Source organism: Duganella radicis (genome assembly GCF_009720825.1).
GTDB classification, from domain to species: domain Bacteria; phylum Pseudomonadota; class Gammaproteobacteria; order Burkholderiales; family Burkholderiaceae_D; genus Rugamonas; species Rugamonas radicis.
This window is the reverse complement of sequence record NZ_WNKY01000012.1, coordinates 65,446-88,034: the sequence shown is the minus strand read 5'-3', so window position 1 is coordinate 88,034 and position 22,589 is coordinate 65,446. Positions and strand designations below refer to the sequence as shown.

The window sequence follows — 22,589 nt, the reverse complement described above, 5'->3', positions numbered from 1 at the left end:
AGCGTTCGTGTTCACGTAATTCTTTATAAAAGCTGTCTGTCAGCGTGGGCTTGCCCACCTTCGTGGCCTTTTAGCCTGCCGATGTCGTATTATTCCGGCCTTGTCTGTCTAGGAATCATCACCATGTTGCCTTCCATCGAACAACGTCTTGCCCTGGAACTTTCCGCCAAACCGGCCCAGGTTGCCGCCGCCATCGCCCTGTTGGACGAAGGCGCCACCGTTCCCTTCATCGCCCGCTATCGTAAAGAGGCGACCGGGGGCCTGGATGATACTCAACTGCGTCTGCTCGAAGAGCGCCTGCGCTATCTGCGCGAGCTGGAAGAACGCCGCGCCAGTATCGTGGCATCGATCACCGAGCAAAACAAGATGACACCAGAGCTGTTAGATGCTGTCATGCACGCGGAAGACAAGACCCGCCTGGAAGACTTATATCTTCCGTACAAGCAAAAACGCCGCACCAAGGCCCAGATCGCCATTGAAGCCGGCCTGGCGCCGCTGGCCGAGGGCCTGCTGGCCAATCCGGAACTGAACCCGGAAACCGAGGCCGCCAACTATCTGCGCGAAGCCTTCACCACCGCCGACGGCAACAATCCGGGCGTGGCCGACACCAAGGCGGCGCTGGACGGCGCGCGCCAGATCCTGATGGAACGCTTTGCCGAGGACGCCACCCTGCTGCAATCCTTGCGTGAATATGTGCAAGAGCATGGCATTGTTGAATCGAAAGTTATTGAAGGTAAGCAAGAAGAAGGCGAAAAGTTCGCCGATTACTTCGATTATTCCGAGCCGCTGTCGTCCGTGCCCTCGCACCGCGCCCTGGCGCTGATGCGCGGCCGCCGCGAAGGCATCCTCGACGTCGCCCTGCGCCTCGATACCGAACCGGAAAAACCAAAGTGGGACGCGCCGCACAATCCGTGCGAAAGCCGCATCGCCGCCCGGTTCGGCATCAGGCAGGCTGGCCGGCCGGCCGACAAATGGCTGGCCGACACCGCGCGCTGGACCTGGCGCGTGAAAAGCTTCATGCACCTGGACACCGAACTGATGGGCGCGCTGCGCGAGAAATCCGAGCTGGAAGCCATCAACGTCTTCGCTACCAATCTGAAAGCCTTGCTGCTGGCGGCCCCGGCCGGGCAGCGCGCCACCATGGGTCTGGACCCGGGCCTGCGCACCGGCGTCAAGGTGGCGGTGGTGGACGCCACCGGCAAGGTGGTCGATACCGCCGTGATTTATCCGCACCAGCCGAAGAACGACTGGGAAGGTTCGCTGCACACGCTGGGCAAGCTGGCCATGAAGCACAATGTGTCGCTGATTTCCATCGGCAACGGCACCGCCTCGCGCGAAACCGACAAGCTGGCGCAAGACCTGCTCAAGCGCTTCCCCGAGCAGAAAATGAACAAGATCGTGGTGTCCGAGGCCGGCGCCTCGGTGTATTCGGCCTCCGAATATGCGTCGAAAGAGCTGCCGGACATGGACGTGTCGCTGCGCGGCGCCGTCTCGATCGCGCGCCGTCTGCAAGACCCGCTGGCCGAGCTGGTGAAGATCGATCCGAAATCGATCGGCGTCGGCCAGTACCAGCACGACGTCTCGCAGACCCAGCTGGCGCGCACGCTGGACGCCGTGGTCGAGGATTGCGTGAACGCGGTGGGGGTGGACGTCAACACCGCCTCAGCGCCGCTGCTGGCGCGCGTGTCGGGCCTGTCGAGCTCGGTGGCGCAAGCCATCGTCACCTACCGCGACCTGAAAGGCGCGTTCACCTCGCGCGCCGCCCTGAAATCGGTGCCGCGCCTGGGCGACAAGACCTTCGAGCAGGCGGCCGGCTTCCTGCGCGTGACGAACGGCGACAACCCGCTGGACGCCTCGGCGGTCCACCCGGAATCCTACCCGGTGGTAGAAAAAATCCTGGCCGACATCCAGAAGGACATCAAGGGCGTGATCGGCGACAGCGCCCTGATCAAGCGTCTGCAACCGGCCAAGTACGCCGACGACAAGTTTGGCGTGCCGACCATCACCGACATCCTGAAAGAACTGGAAAAGCCGGGCCGCGACCCGCGTCCGGAATTCACCACCGCCACCTTCAAGGAAGGCGTGGAGGAAATCAAGGACTTGCGCCCGGACATGATCCTGGAAGGCGTGGTGACCAACGTGGCCGCCTTTGGCGCGTTTGTCGACATCGGCGTGCACCAGGACGGCCTGGTGCACATCTCGGCCCTGTCCAACACCTTCGTCAAAGATCCGCACACGGTGGTGAAAGCCGGCCAAGTGGTCAAGGTGAAGGTGCTGGAAGTGGACGAAAAGCGCAAACGCATTGCCCTCACCATGCGTCTGTCGGACAGCGCGCCGCAAGCCGGTTCGCAGCCGCAGCAGCGCGGCGACCGCAATGACCGCCGCGCCATGGGCCAACAGCAGAAGCAGCAACACCGTGAGCCGGCCATGGGCGGCAGCATGGCGGCGGCCTTCGCCAAGCTGCGGGGGTAAAATCACGGGCGCCGGCATTTTCTTATAAAATGCCGGTATTCCACATCTTTACACCCTAGAGGCAGCTATGAGCGACGTACAAACCTGGATCAAAGAAACCGTGACCTCCACCCCGGTGGTGCTGTTCATGAAGGGCACCGCCCAGTTCCCGCAATGCGGCTTTTCCGGCCGTGCCATCCAGATCCTGAAAGCGTGCGGCGTTGAAAACATTGCCACCGTCAACGTGCTGGAAGATCCGGAAGTGCGCCAGGGCATCAAGGACTACTCGAACTGGCCGACCATTCCTCAGCTGTACGTGCGCGGCGAATTCGTCGGCGGCTCGGACATCATGGGCGAAATGTTTGAATCCGGCGAGCTGAAGGCCCTGTTGGACAACAATGGCTAATCCGCGGCGGATGGTCATCGCCATCACCGGCGCCACCGGCGCCGTGTATGGGGTGCGTCTGCTACAGCATTTGCAACATATCGCGGGGATGGAGACCCATCTGGTGATCTCCGAGGCCGCGGTCCTCACCCTGCACCAGGAAACCGGCTTGCAGCGGCGTGAAGTGGAAGCATTGGCCCACGTGGTGCACAAGGTGCGCGATGTCGGCGCCGCGATTGCCAGCGGCTCGTTCCAGAGCGACGGCATGATCATCGCTCCCTGTTCGATGAAAACCCTGGCGTCGGTGGCCCATGGCCTGTCCGACAACCTGATCGCGCGCGCGGCCGACGTGGTGCTTAAGGAGCGCCGCCGGCTGGTGCTGATGGTGCGGGAGACGCCGTTCAACCTGGCGCACCTGCGCAATATGACGGCGGTCACGGAAATGGGCGGCATCATCTTCCCGCCGCTGCCGAGCTTCTATCACAACCCCCAAAGTATCGACGAGATGGTTGACCACACCGTGGCCCGGGTGCTCGACCTGTTTGGCGTCGAACACGCACTGGCGCCGCGCTGGGCTGGGCTTAAAGCGGCAAATTAACGCTTGTCGTAGTAAGAGCTGGCGGCGCGCTTCAGCTCGCGCGCTTCCTCCACCATGCGGCGCTGGGCAATGCGCTTGCGCATCACTTCAGCATGCTGGGCGGCGCTCATGGGCGGGGCGGTCATCAAATCTTTCAGCTGGGCGGCATTGCTGTAATTGCTTTTGATCAAACGGCTCAAAGCGTGACTCCCCAAAAAGTAGGTTCTACCCTATTGTGCCTGAAATCCGTGTCGACACCATGACATTTCACAAAGATAGAAAAAATAAAAAGGGCGCTGCCTGTGGCGCGCCCTGTTCCGAACAAAAACCGGTAAATCGTGAAACTAGTTTCATGAAAGTATGACCAAGGAGGGTGCCCAACTGGTCAATATCTCTCGGTAGTACTACGTAAAAATATCTACTTTTGGTAGTTGACACGCACCAGCATGCGGATAAATTCACGGGCGATCTGGCGGTGATGCTCGTCCAGGCGCTGCAAATCGGCAATCAGCTTGACGTCGGCCGATTCAAAACGCGACAGGCCATTGCCGTCGCCGCCGCTCGGCGCGCCTTCTTCCGGGCCGCCAAAGCGCAGCCATTCGGCCGGCACGCCCAGCCATTGAGCGATCATGCGCAGCTTCTCCTGGGTCGGAATTGCCTCGCCCACCAGCCATTTCCGGGCCGCGTGGACGGTAATGGGCCGTCCGTCGAACCGGATATTGAATTCGCGCGCCAGCCGGGTCGGGCTGTCGGGCGAGTAATGGGCGTTTTTTAACGCCTGCTGCAGGCGCTGGCTAAAGCTTTCGCGTTCATTAGAAGAATTCATAATTGAACTATTTCACGTTGCGTCATGAAAGTCAGTCTCTGCGGCGGATCGCAACTGTGACCTTATTGGATTTTATAATTAACATTTTATCCTCTGCTGGGACGGCCGTGAGCGAAAACGCGCGGCGAATTTTATTCGGCGCGCCATAGCGGATGACTATAATCCTGCCGCGCGCTGTTTCACGTCGCACGATACCATTTTGCACGCCCCGTGGTCATGAATTGCCACCGACTCTACGTCGGCCGGTGGGTTTCGCGCTACAATGATTTGACGTTGACGTAAACGGAAATTCATCAGGAACCATGTCCACCTATACCATTACCGAACTGGCGCGCGAATTTGACATCACGGCGCGCGCGATCCGCTTTTACGAAGATCAGGGCTTGCTGAGCCCGTCGCGCGAAGGCGCCGGCGGCCGCAACCGCGTGTACACCGGGCGCGACCGCACCCGCCTGAAACTGACCCTGCGCGGCAAGCGCCTGGGCCTGTCGCTGGCCGAGATCAAAAGCCTGGTCGACATGTACGAAACGCCCAAGGACTCGGTGGCGCAGATGCACCGCTTCCTGAGCGTGCTGGCGCAGCACCGCGAAACCCTGGAACAGCAGCGCGAAGACATCGAAATGTCGCTGGCCGAGATCCAGGCCCACGAGGACGAGTGCAAGCGCCTGTTGGCCGCCCAAACCTGACCCGGGGTCAGTTCTTGCAATCCCACACGGGCTCATGCATGAATGCAAGAACTGACCCCGGGTTGATGTACTTGACGTTTACGTTAACGTCACATCGGCGTATCATGGCCGCTTCAAACCCATAACGAATAGAGGAAGACATGCTCCATCTCCCAGGCCTGACCTTTGACCATGGCGAGGACATCGCCGCGCTGCGCGAGGCCGTGCAGCAGTTCGCCGCCGCCGAGATCGCCCCGCGCGCGGCTGAAATCGACCGCAGCGATCAGTTCCCCATGGACCTGTGGCGCAAGATGGGCGAACTGGGCGTGCTCGGCATCACCGTGCCGGAAGAATACGGCGGCGCCAACATGGGCTATCTGGCCCACATCGTGGCGATGGAGGAAATCTCGCGCGCCTCGGCCTCGGTCGGCCTGTCGTATGGCGCCCACTCCAACCTGTGCGTCAACCAGATCAAGCGCAACGGCACCGACGAACAGAAGAAAAAATACCTGCCCAAGCTGATCTCCGGCGAACACGTCGGCGCACTGGCCATGTCCGAGCCGAACGCCGGTTCCGACGTGGTCAGCATGAAGCTGCGCGCCGATTTCAAGGGCGACCGCTGGGTGCTGAACGGCACCAAGATGTGGATCACCAACGGCCCGGACGCCGATGTGCTGGTGGTGTACGCCAAGAACGACCTGGAGGCCGGCCCGCGCGGCATGACCGCCTTCCTGATCGAAAAAGGCTTCAAGGGCTTTTCCATCGCGCAAAAGCTGGACAAGCTGGGCATGCGCGGCTCCCACACCGGCGAGCTGGTGTTCGAAGATTGCGAAGTGCCGGCCGAGAACGTGCTGGGCGGCCTGGGCAAGGGCGTCAACGTGCTGATGTCGGGCCTGGACTTCGAGCGCACCGTGCTGTCGGGCGGCCCGCTGGGCATCATGCAGGCATGCATGGACGCGGTGGTGCCCTACATTCACGACCGCAAGCAGTTCGGCCAGCCGATCGGCGAATTCCAGCTGATGCAAGGCAAGCTCGCCGATATGTACTCGACCATGATGGCCTGCAAGGCCTACGTCTACGCGGTCGGCCAGGCCTGCGACCGCGCCACCACGCCGGAGCAGGTGCGCAACCTGCGCAAGGACGCCGCCGGCGCCATTCTGTACAGCGCCGAGAAGGCCACCTGGATGGCCGGCGAGGCGATTCAGACGCTGGGCGGCAATGGCTACATCAACGAGTATCCGGTCGGCCGCCTGTGGCGCGACGCCAAGCTGTACGAAATCGGCGCCGGCACCAGCGAAATCCGCCGCATGCTGATCGGCCGCGAACTGTTTGCCGAGACCAAATAAGATAGACGTCGCACCGGCGCACGCCGGTGCCCATGCTGAGCTTGCTATGGGTACCGGCCTTCGCCGGTACGACGCTGACGGAACCGACATGACCCAGGCCGCTTTTCCAAAACTGCTGCGCTCGCAGATTGCGTTCGACATCGCCCGCACCATCCGCGACGGTTTCGACAAGCACTACCGGCTGTTCCGCGCGACCAGCCAGCAAGCCAGACAGCACTTCGAACGCGGCGCCTGGGCCGAAGCGCAGCAATCCGCGCGCGCCCGCATCGATTTCTACGACCAGCGCGTGCAGGAATGCGTGCAGCAGCTGGAGGACGAATACGAACCATCCGACCTGACCGATGACGTGTGGCGCGAACTCAAGCTGCATTACATCGGCATGCTGTCCGACCACAAACAGCCGGAGCTGGCCGAGACCTTCTTCAACTCGGTCTGCTGCAACATCCTGCACCGCCGCTACTTCCACAACGAATTCATCTTCGTGCGGCCGGTGGTCTCCACCGAATACATCGAAACCGCCGAACCGCGCCCGACCTACCGCGTCTACTACCCGGCGGACGGCATGCACTACACGCTCAAGCGCATCGTCACCAACTTCCAGCTGGAGGCGACCTTTGCCCATCTCACGCGCGACGTCGAGCAGGTGGAGGCGCGCCTCAAAGAAGCCTACGGCGACGCTCGCATCGAGCCGAATCACCAGATCCAGGTGCTATCGAGCCTGTTCTTCCGCAACAAGGGCGCCTACATCGTCGGCCAGAGCATCAACGGCAACCGCGTCTATCCGTTTGTGGTGCCGATCCTGCACAACCGCCACGGCGAGCTGATACTCGATACCGTGCTGTGCGACCCCGAGCAGATCGCCGTGCTGTTCTCCTTCACGCGCGCCTACTTCATGGTCGACATGGAAGTGCCGTCGGCCTACGTGCAGTTTCTGCGCGCGTTGATGCCGCGCAAACCGCGCAGCGAGATCTACACCATCCTCGGTTTGCAGAAGCAGGGCAAGGCGCTGTTCTACCGCGACTACCTGCAACACCTCAAGCACTCTTCGGATTTGTTCGACATCGCGCCCGGTATCAAGGGACTGGTGATGCTGGTGTTCGCGCTGCCATCCTTCCCCTACGTGTTCAAGGTGATCAAGGACTTCTATCCGCCGCCAAAGGAAACCACGCGCGCGCTGGTCAAGCAGAAGTACCTGCTGGTGAAGCACCACGACCGCGTCGGCCGCATGGCCGACACGCTGGAATACTCCAACGTCGCCTTCCCGCGCAGCCGCTTCAAGGACGAGCTGCTGGCGGAGCTCAAGCAGCACGCGCCATCGATGCTGGAGGAAGACGGCGACCAGATCGTCATCAAGCACCTGTACATCGAGCGCCGCATGGTGCCGCTGAATCTCTGGCTGAGCGAAAAAGAGCACGATGAAGCGCAACTGGAACACGGCGTGCTCGAATACGGCAACGCCATCAAGGAACTGGTGGCCGCCAACATCTTCCCCGGCGATATGCTGTACAAGAATTTTGGCGTCACGCGCCACCAGCGCGTGGTGTTCTACGATTACGACGAAATCGAATACATCACCGACTGCCACTTCCGCGCCATACCCGAGCCGCGCACCGAGGAAGAAGAAATGGCGTCGGAGCCGTGGTACCCGATCGGCAAACACGATGTCTTCCCCGAGCAGTTTGGCAGCTTCCTGCTGGGGAACCAGAAGATACGCAAGTACTTCCTCAAGCACCACGCCGACTTGCTCACGCCCGAGTACTGGCAGGCGCGCAAGCAGCGCATCGTGGATGGCGTGCTGGAAGACGTTTACCCGTATCCACAGCACATCCGCTTCTCGCACAAACACCTATTGAACATCCCTGCGGTGACACCACCGCCTTTTATGGAGACCTTTGAAAATGAATGATCCTATCGTCATCGTGGGCGCAGCCCGCACCCCCATGGGCGCCTTCCAGGGCGACTTCTCCGCCAAGTCCGCGCACGATCTGGGCGCCGTGGCGATCCAGGCCGCCGTTGAACGCTCCGGCATCGACGGCAAGCTGGTGGAACACGTCTACTTCGGCAACTGCCTGATGGCGGGCCAGGGCCAGGCGCCTGCACGCCAGGCGCTGTTGAAAGCCGGCCTGCCGACGTCCACCGGCGCCGTCACGCTGTCCAAGATGTGCGGTTCGGCCATGCAAGCCACCATCTTCGCGCACGACCAGCTGGTGGCCGGCAGCGCCGACGTGGTGATCGCCGGCGGCATGGAGTCCATGACCAACGCGCCTTATCTGATTCCAAAAGCTCGTGGCGGCTACCGCATCGGCCACGGCATGATGTTCGACCACATGATGTACGACGGCCTGGAAGACGCCTACTCGCGCAACGAGAAAACCGGCGAAGGCCGCTCCATGGGCACCTTCGCCGAAGAATGCTCGGCCAAGTACGCATTCACCCGCGAGGCACAGGACAACTTCGCCATCGAATCGGTGAAGCGCGCGCAAGTCGCCACCAACGAAGGCTGGTTCAAGTGGGAAATCGCGCCGGTCACCGTGACCTCGCGCGCCGGCGACACCGTTATCGACAAGGATGAAGGCCCGCTGAAAGCCAAAGTGGAGAAGATCCCGACCCTGCGCGCCGCCTTCAAGAAAGACGGCACCATCACCGCCGCCTCGTCGTCCTCCATCAACGACGGCGCCGCCGCGCTGGTGATGATGCGCGCATCGAAAGCCAAGGAGCTGGGCCTGACGCCGATCGCCCGCCTGCTCGGCCACGCCACCTTCGCGCAGGAGCCGAACTGGTTCACCACCGCGCCGATCGGCGCCATCGAAAAGCTGTACAAAAAAGTCGGCTGGGGCACCAAGGACGTCGACCTGTTCGAGATCAACGAAGCCTTCGCCGCCGTGCCGATGGCCGCCATGCGCGACCTCGACATCCCGCACGAGAAGGTCAACATCCACGGCGGCGCTTGCGCGCTGGGCCACCCTATCGGCGCATCGGGCGCGCGCATCATCGTCACCCTGCTGGGCGCACTGAAACGCACCGGCGGCAAGAAAGGCGTGGCCGCGCTGTGCATCGGCGGCGGCGAGGCGACCGCGGTGGCCGTGGAGCTGGTGTAATGGCGACGGCCTTGGTCATCGGCGCCTCGCGCGGCATCGGCCTCGAACTGGTGAAACAGTACCGGGCCGACGGCTGGCGCGTGATCGCCACCGCGCGCAAGCAGGAAGACTGCGACGCGCTGGCGGCGCTGGGCGCCGAGCCGCACAAGCTGGATGTGAACAACGTTGAAGCGGTGGCCGGCATCGGCTGGAAGCTGGATGGCGAAGAGCTGGACGTCGCCATCCTCAACGCCGGCGTGTACGGCCCGCGTCACGACGGCTTCCCGATGGAGACCGACTTCAACTCGGTCATGCACACCAATGTGCTGGCGGCCATGCGCCTGCTGCCCATCATCGCGCCGATGGTCAGCTCGGCCAAGGGCAAGCTGGCGGTGCTGTCCTCGCGCATGGGCTCACTGAGCGAGCGCAACTCGCCGGTGGGATCGCTGTACCGCGCCAGCAAGGCGGCCTTGAATTCAGTGCTGATCGATACGGCGCTGATACATGGCAAACAAGGTGCGACCTGCGTGGCCTTCCATCCAGGCTGGGTACGCACCGACATGGGTGGCGCAAGCGCGGATCTTTCGGTAGAACAGAGCGCGGCAGGCATCCGCAACACGCTGGCGACGCTACCCGCGTCCGACCAGGCGACTTATCGCAACTACGATGGCACAACCATCGGCTGGTAAAGAATAGAAGAGACATCATGATACTGACTCAGGAACACGAAATGATCCGCGACGCCCTGCGCGCTTTTGCGCAGGAACGTCTGGCCCCCAACGCAGCGCGCTGGGACAAGGAACACCACTTTCCGAAGGAGGAGCTGAAGGAGCTGGCGGCGCTGGGCGCCTTCGGCGTCGCCGTGCCCGAGGAACTGGGCGGGGCGGGCATGGATTACGTGTCCCTGGCTTTGGTATTGGAGGAGATAGCGGCGGGTGATGGCGGCACGTCCACCATCATCTCCGTCAACAACTGCCCGGTATGCAGCATCGGCATGATGTATGCGAACGCGCAGCAGAAAGAACAATGGCTGCGGCCACTGGCACAAGGCGAGATGCTGGGCGCCTTCTGCCTCACCGAACCGCACACCGGCAGCGACGCCGCCGCCCTGCGCACTACCGCCACGCGCGATGGCGACCACTATGTGCTGAACGGCGTGAAGCAATTCATCACCAGCGGCAAGCACGCCGACGTGGCGATCGTCATGGCGGTGACCGACAAAGCCGCTGGCAAGAAAGGCATCAGCGCGTTCTGGGTGCCGACGTCGACACCAGGCTACATCGTGGCCGGCATCGAACACAAAATGGGCCAGCACTCATCGGACACCGCGCAAATCGTGTTTGAAAACTGCCGCGTGCCGGCAGCGAACCTGATCGGCGAAGAAGGCCAGGGCTACAAGATCGCCCTGTCCGGGCTGGAGGGTGGGCGCATCGGCATCGCCTCGCAGTCGGTCGGCATGGCGCGCTCCGCATATGAAGCGGCGCTGAACTACGCGCGCGAACGCGAAAGCTTCGGCAAGCCGATTTTCGAACACCAGTCGGTGCAATTCAAACTGGCGGAAATGGCGATGCAGATTGAAGCCGCGCGCCAGCTGATCCTGCACGCCGCATCCATGAAAGACGCCGGCCTGCCCTGCCTGAAAGAAGCCGCCATGGCCAAGCTGTTCGCCTCCGAGATGGCGGAGAAGGTATGTTCTGACGCCATCCAGATCCACGGCGGCTACGGCTACGTGAGCGACTTCCCGGTAGAACGCATCTACCGCGACGCGCGCGTGTGCCAGATCTACGAAGGCACCAGCGACATCCAGAAAATCCTGATCGCCCGCGCGCTCTAAGTCTTCGCTACCACCGCCTCGCCGATGGCGTAGAAATTGCCGCCGGCGATATAGTGCAGGCTGCGCAGCGATGGATCGGCGGCCTCGAAATGCCAGTGGCCGTTGCTGAACACGCGGTCATCGGCATACGCTGCCACCACCTCGCCGATGAACAGGTCATACACCTGTTCATTGCGCGGCTCCGGCAGCACTTTGCACACCAACCAAGCCGACGATCCAGCCACCAGCGGCACCTCGTAACCATCCACGCGGAACAGCCGCACGCCGGCCTTGGCCAGCTTGTCCGGCGCATCGTTCGCGCTGACATGGCCGACGTCATAGGTGAGCTGCAACTGCCCCACGTTCGGCACCTGCAACACGAAATAGCCGCTCTTCTCCACCAGCGGTCGGGTGGCAGTCGCCTTGTCCAGCACCACCGTCACCTTGGGCGGCGCAAAATCCAGCGCGCACGACCATGCCGCCGACATCACGTTATCCACACCGCCATGCGAGGCCGACACCAGCACCGTCGGCCCATGATTCAACAGCCGATACGCCTTCGCCAGCTCCACCGGCTTGATATGCTGATCCAATCTTCACTCCTCAATGACGCGGCGCGGCGATGTAGACCACCTTGCCTATCACCGCCTTGGCCGGGACAAAACCCCAATAGCGGCTATCCAGACTATTGTCGCGATTATCGCCCATCACAAAATAGCTGTTGACCGGCACCACGCAGCTCAAGGTTTCACCATCATTCGTGCACTGCGGAGGCGTCGCGATTTCTCCTTGCGCCATGCGCGCCGGTGCGCTATCCGAGATCAGGATGTCATGTTCGATTTGACCCAGCTTTTCACGATAGCGCTTCATGTACGCCAGCCGTTCATCATCCAGATAATCGGCCAACTGCTTGCCACGCACATCCACGCCATTCACCAGTACATGCTTGTCGCGATAAACGATCTTGTCGCCAGGCAGGCCAACCACGCGCTTGAGGAAAGTCTGGCTCGGATCGCGTGGATAGTCGAACGCAATGATGTCGCCGCGCACCACCGACGCCGATAGCGCACCGTGGAACAGCTGGGCACCCATCGTGCCATAGTGCCCATATCCGTGCTTCTGCACCAGCACATTCGCGCCCACCGGCAAGGTCGGTTTCATCGCCGACGAAGGGACCTTAAACGGCTCATACAAGAATGCACGCAGCAGCACCGCGATCACGGCCCATGCAGCTGCGATCGCCACCAGTCCGTACCAGCGCGTATGCCATGGACGCCGCTCTTCGCCAGTGCGCTGGCCAATCAGGCGCAGCGCCAGCCAGATCCACAGCACCACCAGCGCCACCGATACCAGACCGAACACAATCTCGTGACCCGGCACGGCAAAGTTGAGCAAACCCAGTCCCGTCGACAGCACAAAACTGAGCAGCGCCCACTGCACCGAACCCAGATATAAAAACGCCAGCGGCGCGGTAAAAATACTCAACACGACTGCGATCCACTTTTTCGGCTTCAAATCATCTCCAGACCAGATAGAAAGATGCCAGCCTGACAAACAATTTAGACAAGGTCAAGTTTTAGCTCGGCTTGAAGTCGGAGCGGATGGCGATCAGTTCCGCTGTGGGGATGGCGCGCTCGACATCGGCGATCGCGCAGGACAACGCGGCGCCGGCGCTGTCGGCCTTGCGCAGGAAGTACAGCATGAGGTAGCCGGGCCGCGCCACGCCGGCCAGCGCATCGGCGCAATCGGAGGCCGCCAGCCGCAGGGCCAACTCGGCATAATTGCAATCTTGCTCCGCCAAACGGTATCTGAGAGTAAAAGCAAATTCCATCATCCACCTCCGTCAGCCTTCCAGAATAGGCTGACGCCGCCCACGCCATTTGGGCGAGCGCAAGCTGCGGACGAAAAAAAAGCCCGCATCGCTGCGGGCTTCGTTCCAATGTATTACCTATTCTTTAATCGTACCGGGCTCCCTGGCTATCTGCCAGGTGAGGCGGCGTCCCAGGCGCCCATGCTATCTGCGTGGTGCCCCTGACGTGTAAATCGACCAACGTATTCGGAATTACAACTCCAGCTTCCGCGTCACCTGCGCCATCGAACTTACACAACTCTGGGCGCGGCGCATCGGCCGGACGTGGGACTGTTTGCATGCAAACCTCAACCACAGACGTAGTCTATCACACTTTTTGTGCAATGCACAAATTATTTTATTTGTGTGGTTTCAGTGGTCATCGGCCGGGCGGCGCGCTTCGGCCGCTCGCGGCCCACGCGCTCGAATTCGGAAATCACCTGCGCACCAAACAGCAGCAGGGTGGCGCCGATTTCCAGGCTGAACATGACGATGATGGCGGTGGTCATCGAACCATACACCACGTTCACCTGCGACAGGGTGGTGAAGTACCACACCAGTATCCGCCGCGCCACCTCCCACAGCAACGCCGCCGTCACGCCGCCGATCAGCGCATGCGACAAGGAAAGCCGCCCGACCGGCATCACCAGGTAAATCGACGACAGCACCAGCACCTCGCCGCCCAGCCCCAGCAAGTACAGCAGCACGCCCGACACGCCATTCAGCGACCAGCTATAGCCAAACAGCTGCACGCTCTCCTGCCCCAGCACCTGCAAGCTGCCGGCCACCAACGTCACCAGCAGCATGCCCGCGCCCAGCGACAGGATGTAGCAGTAGGGCATGATGGCCGAGATCATGAAATGCCGCCGCCGTATCGCCACGCGGTGCTTGAAGATCACGCACATGGCGTTTTCCAGCACGGTGAACGCCAGCGAACTGAAAAACAGCATGCTGATCAGCAGCACGCCGCCCACCAGATCCCGATGCGCAAGAAACTGCGCCACCTCCGCCACAATCGGCTTGGACTGGCCCGGCACCAGCCAGTTCAGATAACGTCCGACGGTCAACAGTAATTCCTGCTGGTCGATCACATGCGAAAGCGCGACCACCACCAGCATCAACAGCGGCAGGATGGACAGCAGCGAGTAATACGCCACCGCGCCCGCCAGCAGCAGGCCTTGATTGGCGCGGAAGCCCTTCAGGCATTGCACCGTGAAATCCATGGGATGGCCGGCCACATAGGCCAGCGCCCTGCGGTTGAGTAGGTTCATGCTGTCATTCTAGGCACCGCTCAGTGTGCGGTATGTGCGTCTACGTCCAGATAGCGCCAGTTGGTGAGCTCCACCGGATGACGACGGTAATTTTTCAACCATGGCTGCTGCAAGTCGGCGGAAATGGGATGCGTCAACAGCACCCACGGCGTATAGGCGTGGATGATGTTCGCCAGCTCATCATACAGGGCCGTGCGCCGCGGCGACTCTCCCATCAAGCGGGCTTGCTCATAGCGCTGATTGTATGCCGGAAGGTTGAAGCGCGCATAATTGGCGCGGCCGGCGTTGGGGCCGTACAGCAATTGGTAGAAGTTATCGCCATCGGGGAAGTCGGCCACCCAGTTGGTTTCAAACATCATCACCGCGCCGAGGCGCGAGGCTTTGATGATCTCGGTTTTCTTGTCGCTCTTGAAGACGACTTTGAGGCCGATGGCGTTCAGGTTCTTGTGCCACAGCTCGTCGCGCAGACGGCCGACGGTCGAGGCTTCGCTGTGCATCACCAGCGTCAGCGGCTTGCCGTCCGGCTGGGTGCGGAAGCCATCCTTGCCCTTGCGATAGCCGTAGCGGTCCAGCAGGGCGTTGGCCAGTGCCGGATCGTAGGCGACCGGGCTGCGGTACTGCGGATCGTAGCCCAGCACATTGGGCGGCAGCGGCGTGATGGCCGGCAGGGCCAGGCCCTTTTTCATCATGCCGATGTCCTCGGCGCGGTCGTACCCCATCGCGATGGCGCGGCGCAGGGCGACTTTTTCCTTGCTGTAGCCGCCGATCAGCGGGTCATCCATATTCATCCACATGTAGTAGGTTTGCAGCACGGGGAAGGGCGCGAGGACCATGCCTTTGCGGGCCAGTTCGGGCTTGAGCCGGGCGTCGTCGGTGAGCACCATTTCCTTCATCGACTCCGGCAACTGTTCGAGGAAATCGAATTCGCCGTTCAGGAAGCCCAGCACGCGCGACTGGTATTCCTCGACGATTTTGATGTCGATGCGATCCAGTATCGGCAAGCGCTTCCCCTGGAATTCGGTCGGGCGGAACTCGCGGTTGGCCAACAGGACGATCTGGTCGCTGCGCTTCCAGCTGCCGATCCTGAACGGGCCGCTGCCCACCGGATGGTTGCCGGCTTGCGCGCCGTAGGCCTCCATCACCTCGCGCGCCACCACGCTGGTGGCCGGCATCGCCAGGTAGAACAGGAAGTTGGGATCGGGCGCATTCAGACGGATGCGCAGGGTGAGCTTGTCCACGGGCTGGATGTCGGCCACGCCGTCGAACAGGTACAGCCATGGCGACTTCAAGGCCGGGTCGTACAGGCGCTTGAGGCTGTAGACGTAGTCATCCGCCGTGACCTGGCGTTTCGTCCCCTTGAAGGCGGCGTCTGGCGTGAAATAGACGTCGTCGCGCAGGCGGAAGGTGTAGGTTTTGCCGTCGTCGCTCACCTCCGGCATGGCGGCCAGCGTGTTGGGGATCAGCTTGACCGGGCGGGCGAGATAGTCGTAGCGCAGCAGCGGATCGAACAGGTTTTCCAGCAGGCTGAGGGTGGCGATGTCCGACGCGACGGCAGGGTCGAGCGCGGTTTCGCCGGTGCTGAGGAAGGCATGCAGGACTTTTTGCTCATATTGGCCTCCGGCCTTCGCCGGAGCGACGGCGCAAGCGACGGCCGTTATCAGCATTGCTGCGCAAATTTTCAGCATCCGTTTCATGGCATCTCGCACGGTAAAGCGGCAGCTTATAACTTTTTGAGCTTGCTTACCCGCTATACTTTGCAAATCCATTACTGCACACAAGAAAAATGTCGCTCAATTACATCTGGTCCGGATTCTTCCTCGTGGGCTTTCTGGCCGCGCTGGCGCAATTCCTCTTCCTGGGCGACACGGAAATCTTCAAGCGCATCATCGACGGCACCTTCGACTCGGCGCGCACCGGCGTGATGGACATCGCCCTGCCGCTGGCCGGCGTGATGACGCTGTGGCTGGGCATCATGAACATCGGCGAGAAAGCCGGCGCCATCGACCTGCTGGCCAAGCTGATCGCACCGTTCTTCTCGCGCATCTTCCCGGGCGTGCCATCCAACCATCCGGCCACCGGCCACATGGTGATGAACTTCTCGGCCAACCTGCTGGGCTTGGACAACGCCGCCACGCCGTTCGGCCTGAAAGCCATGGAAAGCCTGCAAACGCTCAATCCCGACAAGGACCAGCCGACCGATGCGCAAATCATGTTCCTGGTGCTGCACACTTCGGGCCTGACGCTGATCCCGCTGGCCATCATGGCGCAGCGCTCCATCCTTGGCGCAGCCGATCCGTCCGACATCTTCATCCCCTGCATGGTGGCGACTTATGTGGCGACCATGACCGGCATCATCGCCGTGGCGATCCGTCAGCGCATCAACCTGTTTAACCGCGTGGTGGTGGGCTGGCTGGGCGGGATCACGGCTTTCATCGTGGCCGTGGTCTGGTACTTCACCCACTACCTGACCAAGGGCGAGATCGAAGTCGTCTCCAAGGTGTTCAGCAATTTTGTGCTGATGGCGGTGATCGGCGGCTTCATCATCGGCGCGTTGCGCAAGAAGGTGAATGTGTACGAAGCCTTCATCGAAGGCGCCAAGGGCGGCATCCAGACTTCGCTGACCGTGATTCCCTACCTGGTCGGCATGCTGGTGGCGATCAGCGTGATCCGCAATGCCGGCCTGCTGGGCTTTGTGGTGCAGGGCTTTCATTGGCTGTTCAGCGCCATCGGCATCAACACCGATTTCGTCGGCGCCTTGCCGACCGCGCTGATGAAGCCTTTGAGCGGCAGCGCCGCCAAGGCCATGATGATCGACACCATGCAAACCTATGGCGTGGATTCCTTTGTCGGCCGCCTGGCCTGCGTGTTCCAGGGCTCGGCCGATACCACCTTCTACATCGTCGCGCTGTATTTCGGCTCGGTCGGCATCCGCAAGACGCGTTATGCGATTTCGTGCGGGCTGATCGCCGATCTGGCGGGCGTGATTGCCGCGATTGCGATTTCCTATGTCTTCTTCCATTAAGTCCCTGCTGCTGGCGGCGCTGCTGGCCGCCGGCGTTGCCCATGCCGCCTTGCCGGAGCCGGTGGCGCAACTGATGCAGTCCTCGCAGATTCCGCAGGAAGCGGCCGGCATCATCGTGATGCGCGGCGATACCGTGCTGGTGTCGCACAACCCGACGCTGAGCATGCAGCCGGCATCCACCATGAAGCTGTTCACAACCATGACGGCGCTGGAGCAGCTTGGCCCGGTGTTCCGCGGCCGCACCGAATTCCGCAGCAATGCGGACGTGGTCAACGGCGTCTTGCAAGGCGACCTGATATTGCGCGGCGGCGCCGATGCGGATTTCAACGAGGACGCGCTGTCGCACATGCTGCAAGCGCTGCGCAACCAGGGCATCCGCCGGATCAAGGGCGACATCGTGGTGGACCGCCAGCTGTTCCAGCCATCGCGGCCGGACGCGGGGCAGCCGCCGTTCGATGAGTATCCATGGGCGTACTACAACGTCATCCCGAATGCGGCCCTGGTCAACACCAATCTGCTGAAAGTGGAAATGCGCTCCAGCGCCGACAAGCTGTCGCTGGTGATGATGCCGGAGCTGGACAAAGTCAGCATCCGCTCCGAGTTGAAACTCAGCGACGCCGCCTGCGCCGCATGGGAAAACGGCTGGCGCACGCCGGACTACGCGCGCAAGGGCGACCGCATCGAAGTCGTCCTGCACGGCAGCTTCCCGAAAGACTGCACCAAGTCCACCAGCATCAACGTGCTCGATAGCCAGGACTATCTCGCCCGCCTGCTGCTGGCCGAATGGCGCCAACAGGGCGGCAGCCTGACCGGCGAGGTGCGCGAGGCCGCAGCCCCGGCCGAGGTGCCCACCGGCTTGGCCGCACAGCCCTTGGCCGCGCCCGCGCCTGCCGGCCGCCTGCTGGCCGAACACGTCTCGCGCACGCTGCCGGAAATCCTGCGCGACACCAACAAGCAATCCGACAACACCCTGGCCCGCACCATCTTCCTCAGCCTGGGCAGCCTGGAAGCCGATCCGGCGCTGGGCAGCCGTCCGCTGGCCATGGATGCCGGCGGCGCCAGCACCGCCATGCGCGCCGAAACCGCGATCCGTGCCTGGCTCCAGCAGCACAACATCGACGGCAACGGCCTGGTACTGGACAACGGCTCCGGCCTGTCGCGCAGCGAGCGCGCCACAGCGGCGCAACTGGCCGGCGTCCTGCAAGCCGGCTTAAAAAGCCTGTGGATGCCCGAATTCCTGGCCAGCCTGCCGATCGCCGCCACCGACGGCACCATGAAGCGCCGCCTCAAGGAAAGTCCAGCCGCGCAGCGCGCGCGCCTGAAAACTGGTAGCCTGAAAGGCGTGATCGCAGTGGCAGGCTACGTCCCGGACGCCAGCAACCAGCCCTGCATCGTCGTCGCCATCCTCAACGACGACCACGTCGCCAACGGCGCCGGCCGCGCCGTGCTGGACGCGCTGGTCGACTGGGTGGCACGGCAAGGCGGCCCTACAGCGCAGGCGCCGCTTCCGCCACCAGATAATCGATAAAGGCACGCACCTTCAGCGCCAGGTGCGGTCCAGGCGGATACACCGCATATACGTTGCCGGCATAAGGCTCATCCAGCTCCCAGTCCGCCAGCACCTGCCGGACCCGCCCCTGTTCCAGCGCCGCCCGCGCCGTGAAGTTGGGCAGCAGGCCAATGCCGCTGCCAGCCTCCACCGCCGCCAGCAGCGCCACGCTGTTATTGATCGTCAGCCGCGACGGCACGCGCAGGGAGCTTGCCGTGCCGTCGCGGCGAAACGTCCATTCCTCGCCAAAGCGCGCATAACCCAGATAGCTGCAGGCATGCCGAGGCAGATCGTGCGGCGTGGCCGGCGTCCCATGCGCAGTCAGATACCGCGGCGACGCCACCAGCACATACCGCACCTTGCCCAGCGGACGGGCGGCCAGTCCCGGCGCCGGCTCGGTGGCGATACGGATCGCCAGGTCCACGCCTTCCTCGACCAGATCCACATTGCGGTCGACCAGGATCAGCCGCACCTGCACCTCGGGATAACGCTCCAGAAACACGGGCAGCCGCGGCGCCAGCCAGATCTGCCCTAGCGCGACCGGCGCCGTCACCGCGATCACGCCATTGGGACGGGCGCGATAACTCCCCGCCAGCGCGTGGATCTCGCGTGCGGTGCTCAGCATCCGCACGCAGCCGGCATGGACGTGCTGGCCCAGTTCCGTCAACGACAGGGCACGGGTGGTCCGGTGTAGCAGACGACCGCCCATATGCGTCTCCAGGCGCGACACATGACGGCTGACGGCGGAAGTGGTCAGGCCCAGTATCCGCGCCGCCGCCGAAAAGCCGCCGCTGTCGACCACCTGGGCAAACACCGCCATTTCTTTGAGCATTTCCATGATTCACCATTGCATCAGCTTCAACAATGTTTTGCATTTTAATGTAATTGTGTATTTTTTAGACGGGGTCCATACTCAACCCATCACATCGCAAGGAGCCATCATGAAACAACGCACATTGGGCAATCAGGGCTTGACCGTTTCCGCGCAGGGCTTGGGGTGCATGGGCATGACGCATGCCTACGGACCGTCCGACCAGCAGGAAGCCATCGCCACCCTGCATCGCGCGCTGGAGCTGGGCATCAATTTCTTCGATACGGCCGAGGTCTACGGCCCGTATAACAATGAGGAATTGCTGGGCCGCGCTTTTGCCGGCCGCCGCGGCGAGGCGATCATCGCCACCAAGTTCGGTTTCGACATCCGCGATGGCGCCACGGTGGGCGTCACCAGCGATCCGGCGCAGATCCGCGCGCACGTCGAGGGTTCGCTGCGCCGGCTGGGCACGGACTACATCGATCTGCTGTATCAGCACCGCATCGACCCCAAGGTGCCGATCGAGGAGGTGGTGGGCGTCATGGGCGATCTGGTGCGCGAAGGGAAGGTGCGCTATCTGGGGCTGTCCGAGGCTGGCGTGGCGAACATCCGGCGGGCGCACGCGGTGCATCCGATCAGCGCGCTGCAAAGCGAATATTCGCTGTGGGAACGCAATCTGGAAGACGACATCATTCCCGTGTTGCGCGAGCTGGGCATCGGACTGGTGCCGTTCAGCCCCTTGGGCCGCGGCTTCCTGGCCGGCACCGCCAAGCGCGCGGAGGAATATCCGCCGACCGACTTCCGCCATCAGGATCCCCGCATGCAGGGCACCAACTTCGACGCCAACATGGCCGCAGCACAAACGGTGCGCGACGTAGCGGCCGCCCGTGGCGTCGCGCCTGGCCAGATCGCGCTGGCATGGGTGATGCAGCAGGGCGCCGACATTGTCCCTATCCCCGGCACCCGCCGCCGCGCCAACCTGGAGCAGAACGCGGCGGCCGCCGCGATTCAGCTGGATGCGCAAGCAATCGCCACCCTCGAACGCGCGCTCCAACACATCGCCGGCCCGCGCTACAACCCGGAACGGATGGCCACCGTCGACCGCTAAACTCCGGGGTTGACCATTATGCGACACTTGTCGCATAATGGTGGCATCAGTCGCATGCGGAGTATTCGATGGCTCTCTCACACCTCTTTTCAGGCTTCGACCTGCTGACGCTCCAGTTCCTGCTGGCCAGTGGCTGCTGCGTGATCGCCGGCGGCGGCGTGTGGGCCGTGATGATGTTGTGCCGCCGCTGGCTGCCTGGCATCGCCGCCCAGCGCTCGGTGTGGCTGCTCGGCCAGTGCACCATCATCGCCGCATTCGTGCTGATCCTGCTGCCGCAAAGCGAGCGTCTGCGCCTGCTGCCGCCGATCGATATCGAAGAATTCGCGCCGCAACGCGTCGACGGCAGCACCCGTGATGCCGTCATCGCCAGCGCCACGCCTAGCGCCACCGCCGGCGCCGGTCCGCGCGCCTACCTGGCCCGGACCGCGCAGGGATGGCTGCTGCTCTACGCGGCCGGCCTGGCCTGCGCCATGGCCCGGCTGCTGCACACCCGCCGCGCGTTGCTGGCCCTGGCCGCCGCCGGCCGCAAGACCAGCGCGCAGCCGATGGATACCATCGAGGTCGACGCGCCGATCTCGCCCATGCTGTTTGGGCTGTTCCGTCCCCGCCTGCTGCTGCCACGCCACCTGCGCGACTTCGATGCCGACCAGCGCCAGTTGATCGTCGCCCACGAGCTTACCCACTGGCGCCGCCGCGACCTGCAATGGGCCAGCGCCGGCATCCTGCTGCAAACCCTGCTCTGGTTTAATCCCTTCATGCGCCTGCTGCGCCACCAGTTGTCCTGGGCGCAGGAGCTGGGCTGCGACCGCGATGTGCTGCGCGGCCGCCCTCAGGCCCAGCGCAAGGCCTATGCCGCGGCGCTGGTCGCGCAATTGAAGCTGCAGCAGGCGCCGATCGCCACCGCGCTCGCCTTCGGCAACGCCCCCCCGGACACGCTGGCCAGCCGCATCGCGCTGATACGCGATCCGCGCGGCGCCATGCAAAGCCGCTGGGCGCGCGCCGCCACCGTGATCGGCCTGGCCGGCGTGCTGGCCACGAGCCTGACATTGCAGCCGTCGCTGGCATCGCAGGCCGGCACGCAGCTCTCCTGCACCACGCTGATGGACGCCGCCAGCGGCCAGCGCCTGCGTCACGACGGCCAGTGCGATGCGCGCGCCACGCCCGCCTCCACCTTCAACATCGTGGTCAGCCTGATGGGCTACGACAGCGATATCCTGGTCGACGAGCACACGCCGGTCATGAAATACCAGCCTGGCCAGTCCGACTGGAACGCGTTGTGGCGCACCGATACCGATCCCACCAGCTGGATCATCAACTCCAACGTATGGTTCGCGCAGAACATCACCAAACAACTGGGCGAGGCGCGCTTCCAGCGTTACATCGACGGTTTCGATTACGGCAACCGCGATGTCTCCGGCGACGCGGGCAAGCGTAACGGCCTGACCATGTCGTGGATAGGCTCATCGCTGCAAATTTCTCCGGACGAGCAGATCGACTTCCTGCGCAAGATCGTCAACCGCCAGTTGCCGGTCTCGCCCAAGGCCTACGAGATGACCGCCCGCATCCTGCGGCCGCAAACGCTGGCCAACGGCTGGACCATCCGCGGCAAGACCGGCACCTCGTCGCCCGTGCTGGCGGACGGCCGCGACGACCACCAACGCCAGTACGGCTGGTACGTCGGCTGGGCCACCAAGGGCGCGCGCACCATCGTGTTCGCCCGCATGACGCTGGACCGCCGGCAGGAAGTCTACGCCGGCGCCCGCGCCAAGCAGGCCTTCCTCAGCGAAGTCGCGGCGCGGCTGGATACCCTTTAATCCCCCAACCCAAGGAGCTACCTTG

General features: G+C 62.9%; 21 protein-coding genes. 13 read left to right on the top strand and 8 right to left on the bottom strand.

The features are described from left to right. Positions 1-123: 123 nt before the first annotated feature. The 3 genes from GM676_RS13355 to GM676_RS13345 all read left to right on the top strand — a co-directional run bounded on the left by GM676_RS13355 (position 124) and on the right by GM676_RS13345 (position 3,434). Entirely contained in the window at positions 124-2,472 is a 2,349-nt protein-coding gene (locus tag GM676_RS13355; protein WP_155464096.1) for a Tex family protein, read from the top strand. Positions 2,473-2,539: 67 nt separating this feature from the next. Beyond that, positions 2,540-2,857 (top strand): Grx4 family monothiol glutaredoxin, encoded by a 318-nt coding sequence (gene grxD / locus GM676_RS13350; RefSeq protein ID WP_155464095.1) that lies wholly within the window; start codon positions 2,540-2,542, stop codon positions 2,855-2,857. After that, entirely contained in the window at positions 2,850-3,434 is a 585-nt protein-coding gene (locus tag GM676_RS13345; protein WP_155464094.1) for a UbiX family flavin prenyltransferase, read from the top strand. The genes grxD and GM676_RS13345 overlap by 8 nt, the downstream gene beginning before the upstream one ends. Here GM676_RS13345 and GM676_RS13340 read toward each other — a convergent pair. Together GM676_RS13340 and GM676_RS13335 are read right to left on the bottom strand one after the other, a co-directional pair. Next, a complete protein-coding gene (locus GM676_RS13340; protein ID WP_155464093.1) occupies positions 3,431-3,613 on the bottom strand; it encodes a hypothetical protein in 183 nt (60 codons plus the stop codon). The genes GM676_RS13345 and GM676_RS13340 overlap by 4 nt on opposite strands. Positions 3,614-3,831: 218 nt before the next feature. Next, entirely contained in the window at positions 3,832-4,239 is a 408-nt protein-coding gene (locus tag GM676_RS13335) for a hypothetical protein (protein WP_155464092.1), read from the bottom strand. Between the two features lie 302 nt (positions 4,240-4,541). Here GM676_RS13335 and GM676_RS13330 point away from each other — a divergent pair, with 302 nt between their 5' ends. The 6 genes from GM676_RS13330 (at position 4,542) to GM676_RS13305 (ending at position 11,161) form a co-directional block, all read left to right on the top strand. Beyond that, entirely contained in the window at positions 4,542-4,925 is a 384-nt protein-coding gene (locus tag GM676_RS13330; RefSeq protein ID WP_155464091.1) for a MerR family transcriptional regulator, read from the top strand. Between the two features lie 140 nt (positions 4,926-5,065). After that, on the top strand, positions 5,066-6,250 hold the full coding sequence (locus GM676_RS13325) for an isovaleryl-CoA dehydrogenase (RefSeq protein ID WP_155464090.1): 1,185 nt from the start codon (positions 5,066-5,068) through the stop codon (positions 6,248-6,250). An 88-nt stretch (positions 6,251-6,338) separates the two neighbouring features. Next, the gene (gene aceK / locus GM676_RS13320) at positions 6,339-8,156 is read left to right on the top strand and encodes a bifunctional isocitrate dehydrogenase kinase/phosphatase (RefSeq protein ID WP_155464089.1); all 1,818 of its coding nucleotides are present in this window, start codon (positions 6,339-6,341) and stop codon (positions 8,154-8,156) included. Further along, positions 8,149-9,348, top strand: coding sequence for an acetyl-CoA C-acyltransferase (locus GM676_RS13315; RefSeq protein WP_155464088.1), 1,200 nt, complete (start codon positions 8,149-8,151; stop codon positions 9,346-9,348). The genes aceK and GM676_RS13315 overlap by 8 nt, the downstream gene beginning before the upstream one ends. Next, positions 9,348-10,016 (top strand): SDR family oxidoreductase, encoded by a 669-nt coding sequence (locus tag GM676_RS13310; RefSeq protein WP_155464087.1) that lies wholly within the window; start codon positions 9,348-9,350, stop codon positions 10,014-10,016. The genes GM676_RS13315 and GM676_RS13310 overlap by 1 nt, the downstream gene beginning before the upstream one ends. A gap of 17 nt (positions 10,017-10,033) precedes the next feature. Continuing rightward, complete coding sequence (locus GM676_RS13305; RefSeq protein WP_155464086.1) at positions 10,034-11,161, top strand: acyl-CoA dehydrogenase family protein; 1,128 nt, start codon at positions 10,034-10,036, stop codon at positions 11,159-11,161. Here GM676_RS13305 and GM676_RS13300 read toward each other — a convergent pair. The 5 genes from GM676_RS13300 to GM676_RS13280 form a co-directional block, all read right to left on the bottom strand. Further along, positions 11,158-11,733, bottom strand: coding sequence for a flavin reductase family protein (locus GM676_RS13300; RefSeq protein WP_155464085.1), 576 nt, complete (start codon positions 11,731-11,733; stop codon positions 11,158-11,160). The two genes, GM676_RS13305 and GM676_RS13300, sit on opposite strands and share 4 nt — an antisense overlap. 10 nt (positions 11,734-11,743) lie before the next feature. After that, a complete protein-coding gene (gene lepB / locus GM676_RS13295) occupies positions 11,744-12,655 on the bottom strand; it encodes a signal peptidase I (protein ID WP_170304290.1) in 912 nt (303 codons plus the stop codon). Positions 12,656-12,716: 61 nt separating this feature from the next. After that, a complete protein-coding gene (locus tag GM676_RS13290) occupies positions 12,717-12,941 on the bottom strand; it encodes a hypothetical protein (RefSeq protein WP_155464083.1) in 225 nt (74 codons plus the stop codon). A 401-nt stretch (positions 12,942-13,342) separates the two neighbouring features. Further along, positions 13,343-14,260 carry a YihY/virulence factor BrkB family protein gene (locus tag GM676_RS13285; protein ID WP_155464082.1) on the bottom strand — a complete coding sequence of 306 codons (918 nt, stop codon included), beginning with the start codon at positions 14,258-14,260 and terminating at the stop codon, positions 13,343-13,345. Between the two features lie 20 nt (positions 14,261-14,280). Continuing rightward, positions 14,281-15,924 carry an ABC transporter substrate-binding protein gene (locus GM676_RS13280; RefSeq protein ID WP_229262668.1) on the bottom strand — a complete coding sequence of 548 codons (1,644 nt, stop codon included), beginning with the start codon at positions 15,922-15,924 and terminating at the stop codon, positions 14,281-14,283. A 119-nt stretch (positions 15,925-16,043) separates the two neighbouring features. On the opposite strand from GM676_RS13280, the gene GM676_RS13275 reads away from it, so the two are divergent. After that, positions 16,044-17,282, top strand: a complete 1,239-nt coding sequence (locus GM676_RS13275; protein ID WP_155464081.1) for a spore maturation protein — start codon at positions 16,044-16,046, stop codon at positions 17,280-17,282. Further along, positions 17,266-18,810: a D-alanyl-D-alanine carboxypeptidase/D-alanyl-D-alanine endopeptidase gene (gene dacB / locus GM676_RS13270; RefSeq protein WP_155464080.1), complete on the top strand. Its 1,545-nt coding sequence runs from the start codon at positions 17,266-17,268 to the stop codon at positions 18,808-18,810. Before GM676_RS13275 ends, dacB begins: the two co-directional genes overlap by 17 nt. Here dacB and GM676_RS13265 read toward each other — a convergent pair. Continuing rightward, positions 18,770-19,669, bottom strand: coding sequence for a LysR family transcriptional regulator (locus GM676_RS13265; RefSeq protein ID WP_170304289.1), 900 nt, complete (start codon positions 19,667-19,669; stop codon positions 18,770-18,772). The two genes, dacB and GM676_RS13265, sit on opposite strands and share 41 nt — an antisense overlap. Positions 19,670-19,772: 103 nt before the next feature. Here GM676_RS13265 and GM676_RS13260 point away from each other — a divergent pair, with 103 nt between their 5' ends. Together GM676_RS13260 and blaOXA are read left to right on the top strand one after the other, a co-directional pair. Further along, the gene (locus GM676_RS13260) at positions 19,773-20,750 is read left to right on the top strand and encodes an aldo/keto reductase (protein WP_155464079.1); all 978 of its coding nucleotides are present in this window, start codon (positions 19,773-19,775) and stop codon (positions 20,748-20,750) included. A gap of 68 nt (positions 20,751-20,818) precedes the next feature. Next, positions 20,819-22,564, top strand: coding sequence for a class D beta-lactamase (blaOXA, locus tag GM676_RS13255; RefSeq protein WP_155464078.1), 1,746 nt, complete (start codon positions 20,819-20,821; stop codon positions 22,562-22,564). Positions 22,565-22,589 lie beyond the last annotated feature (25 nt).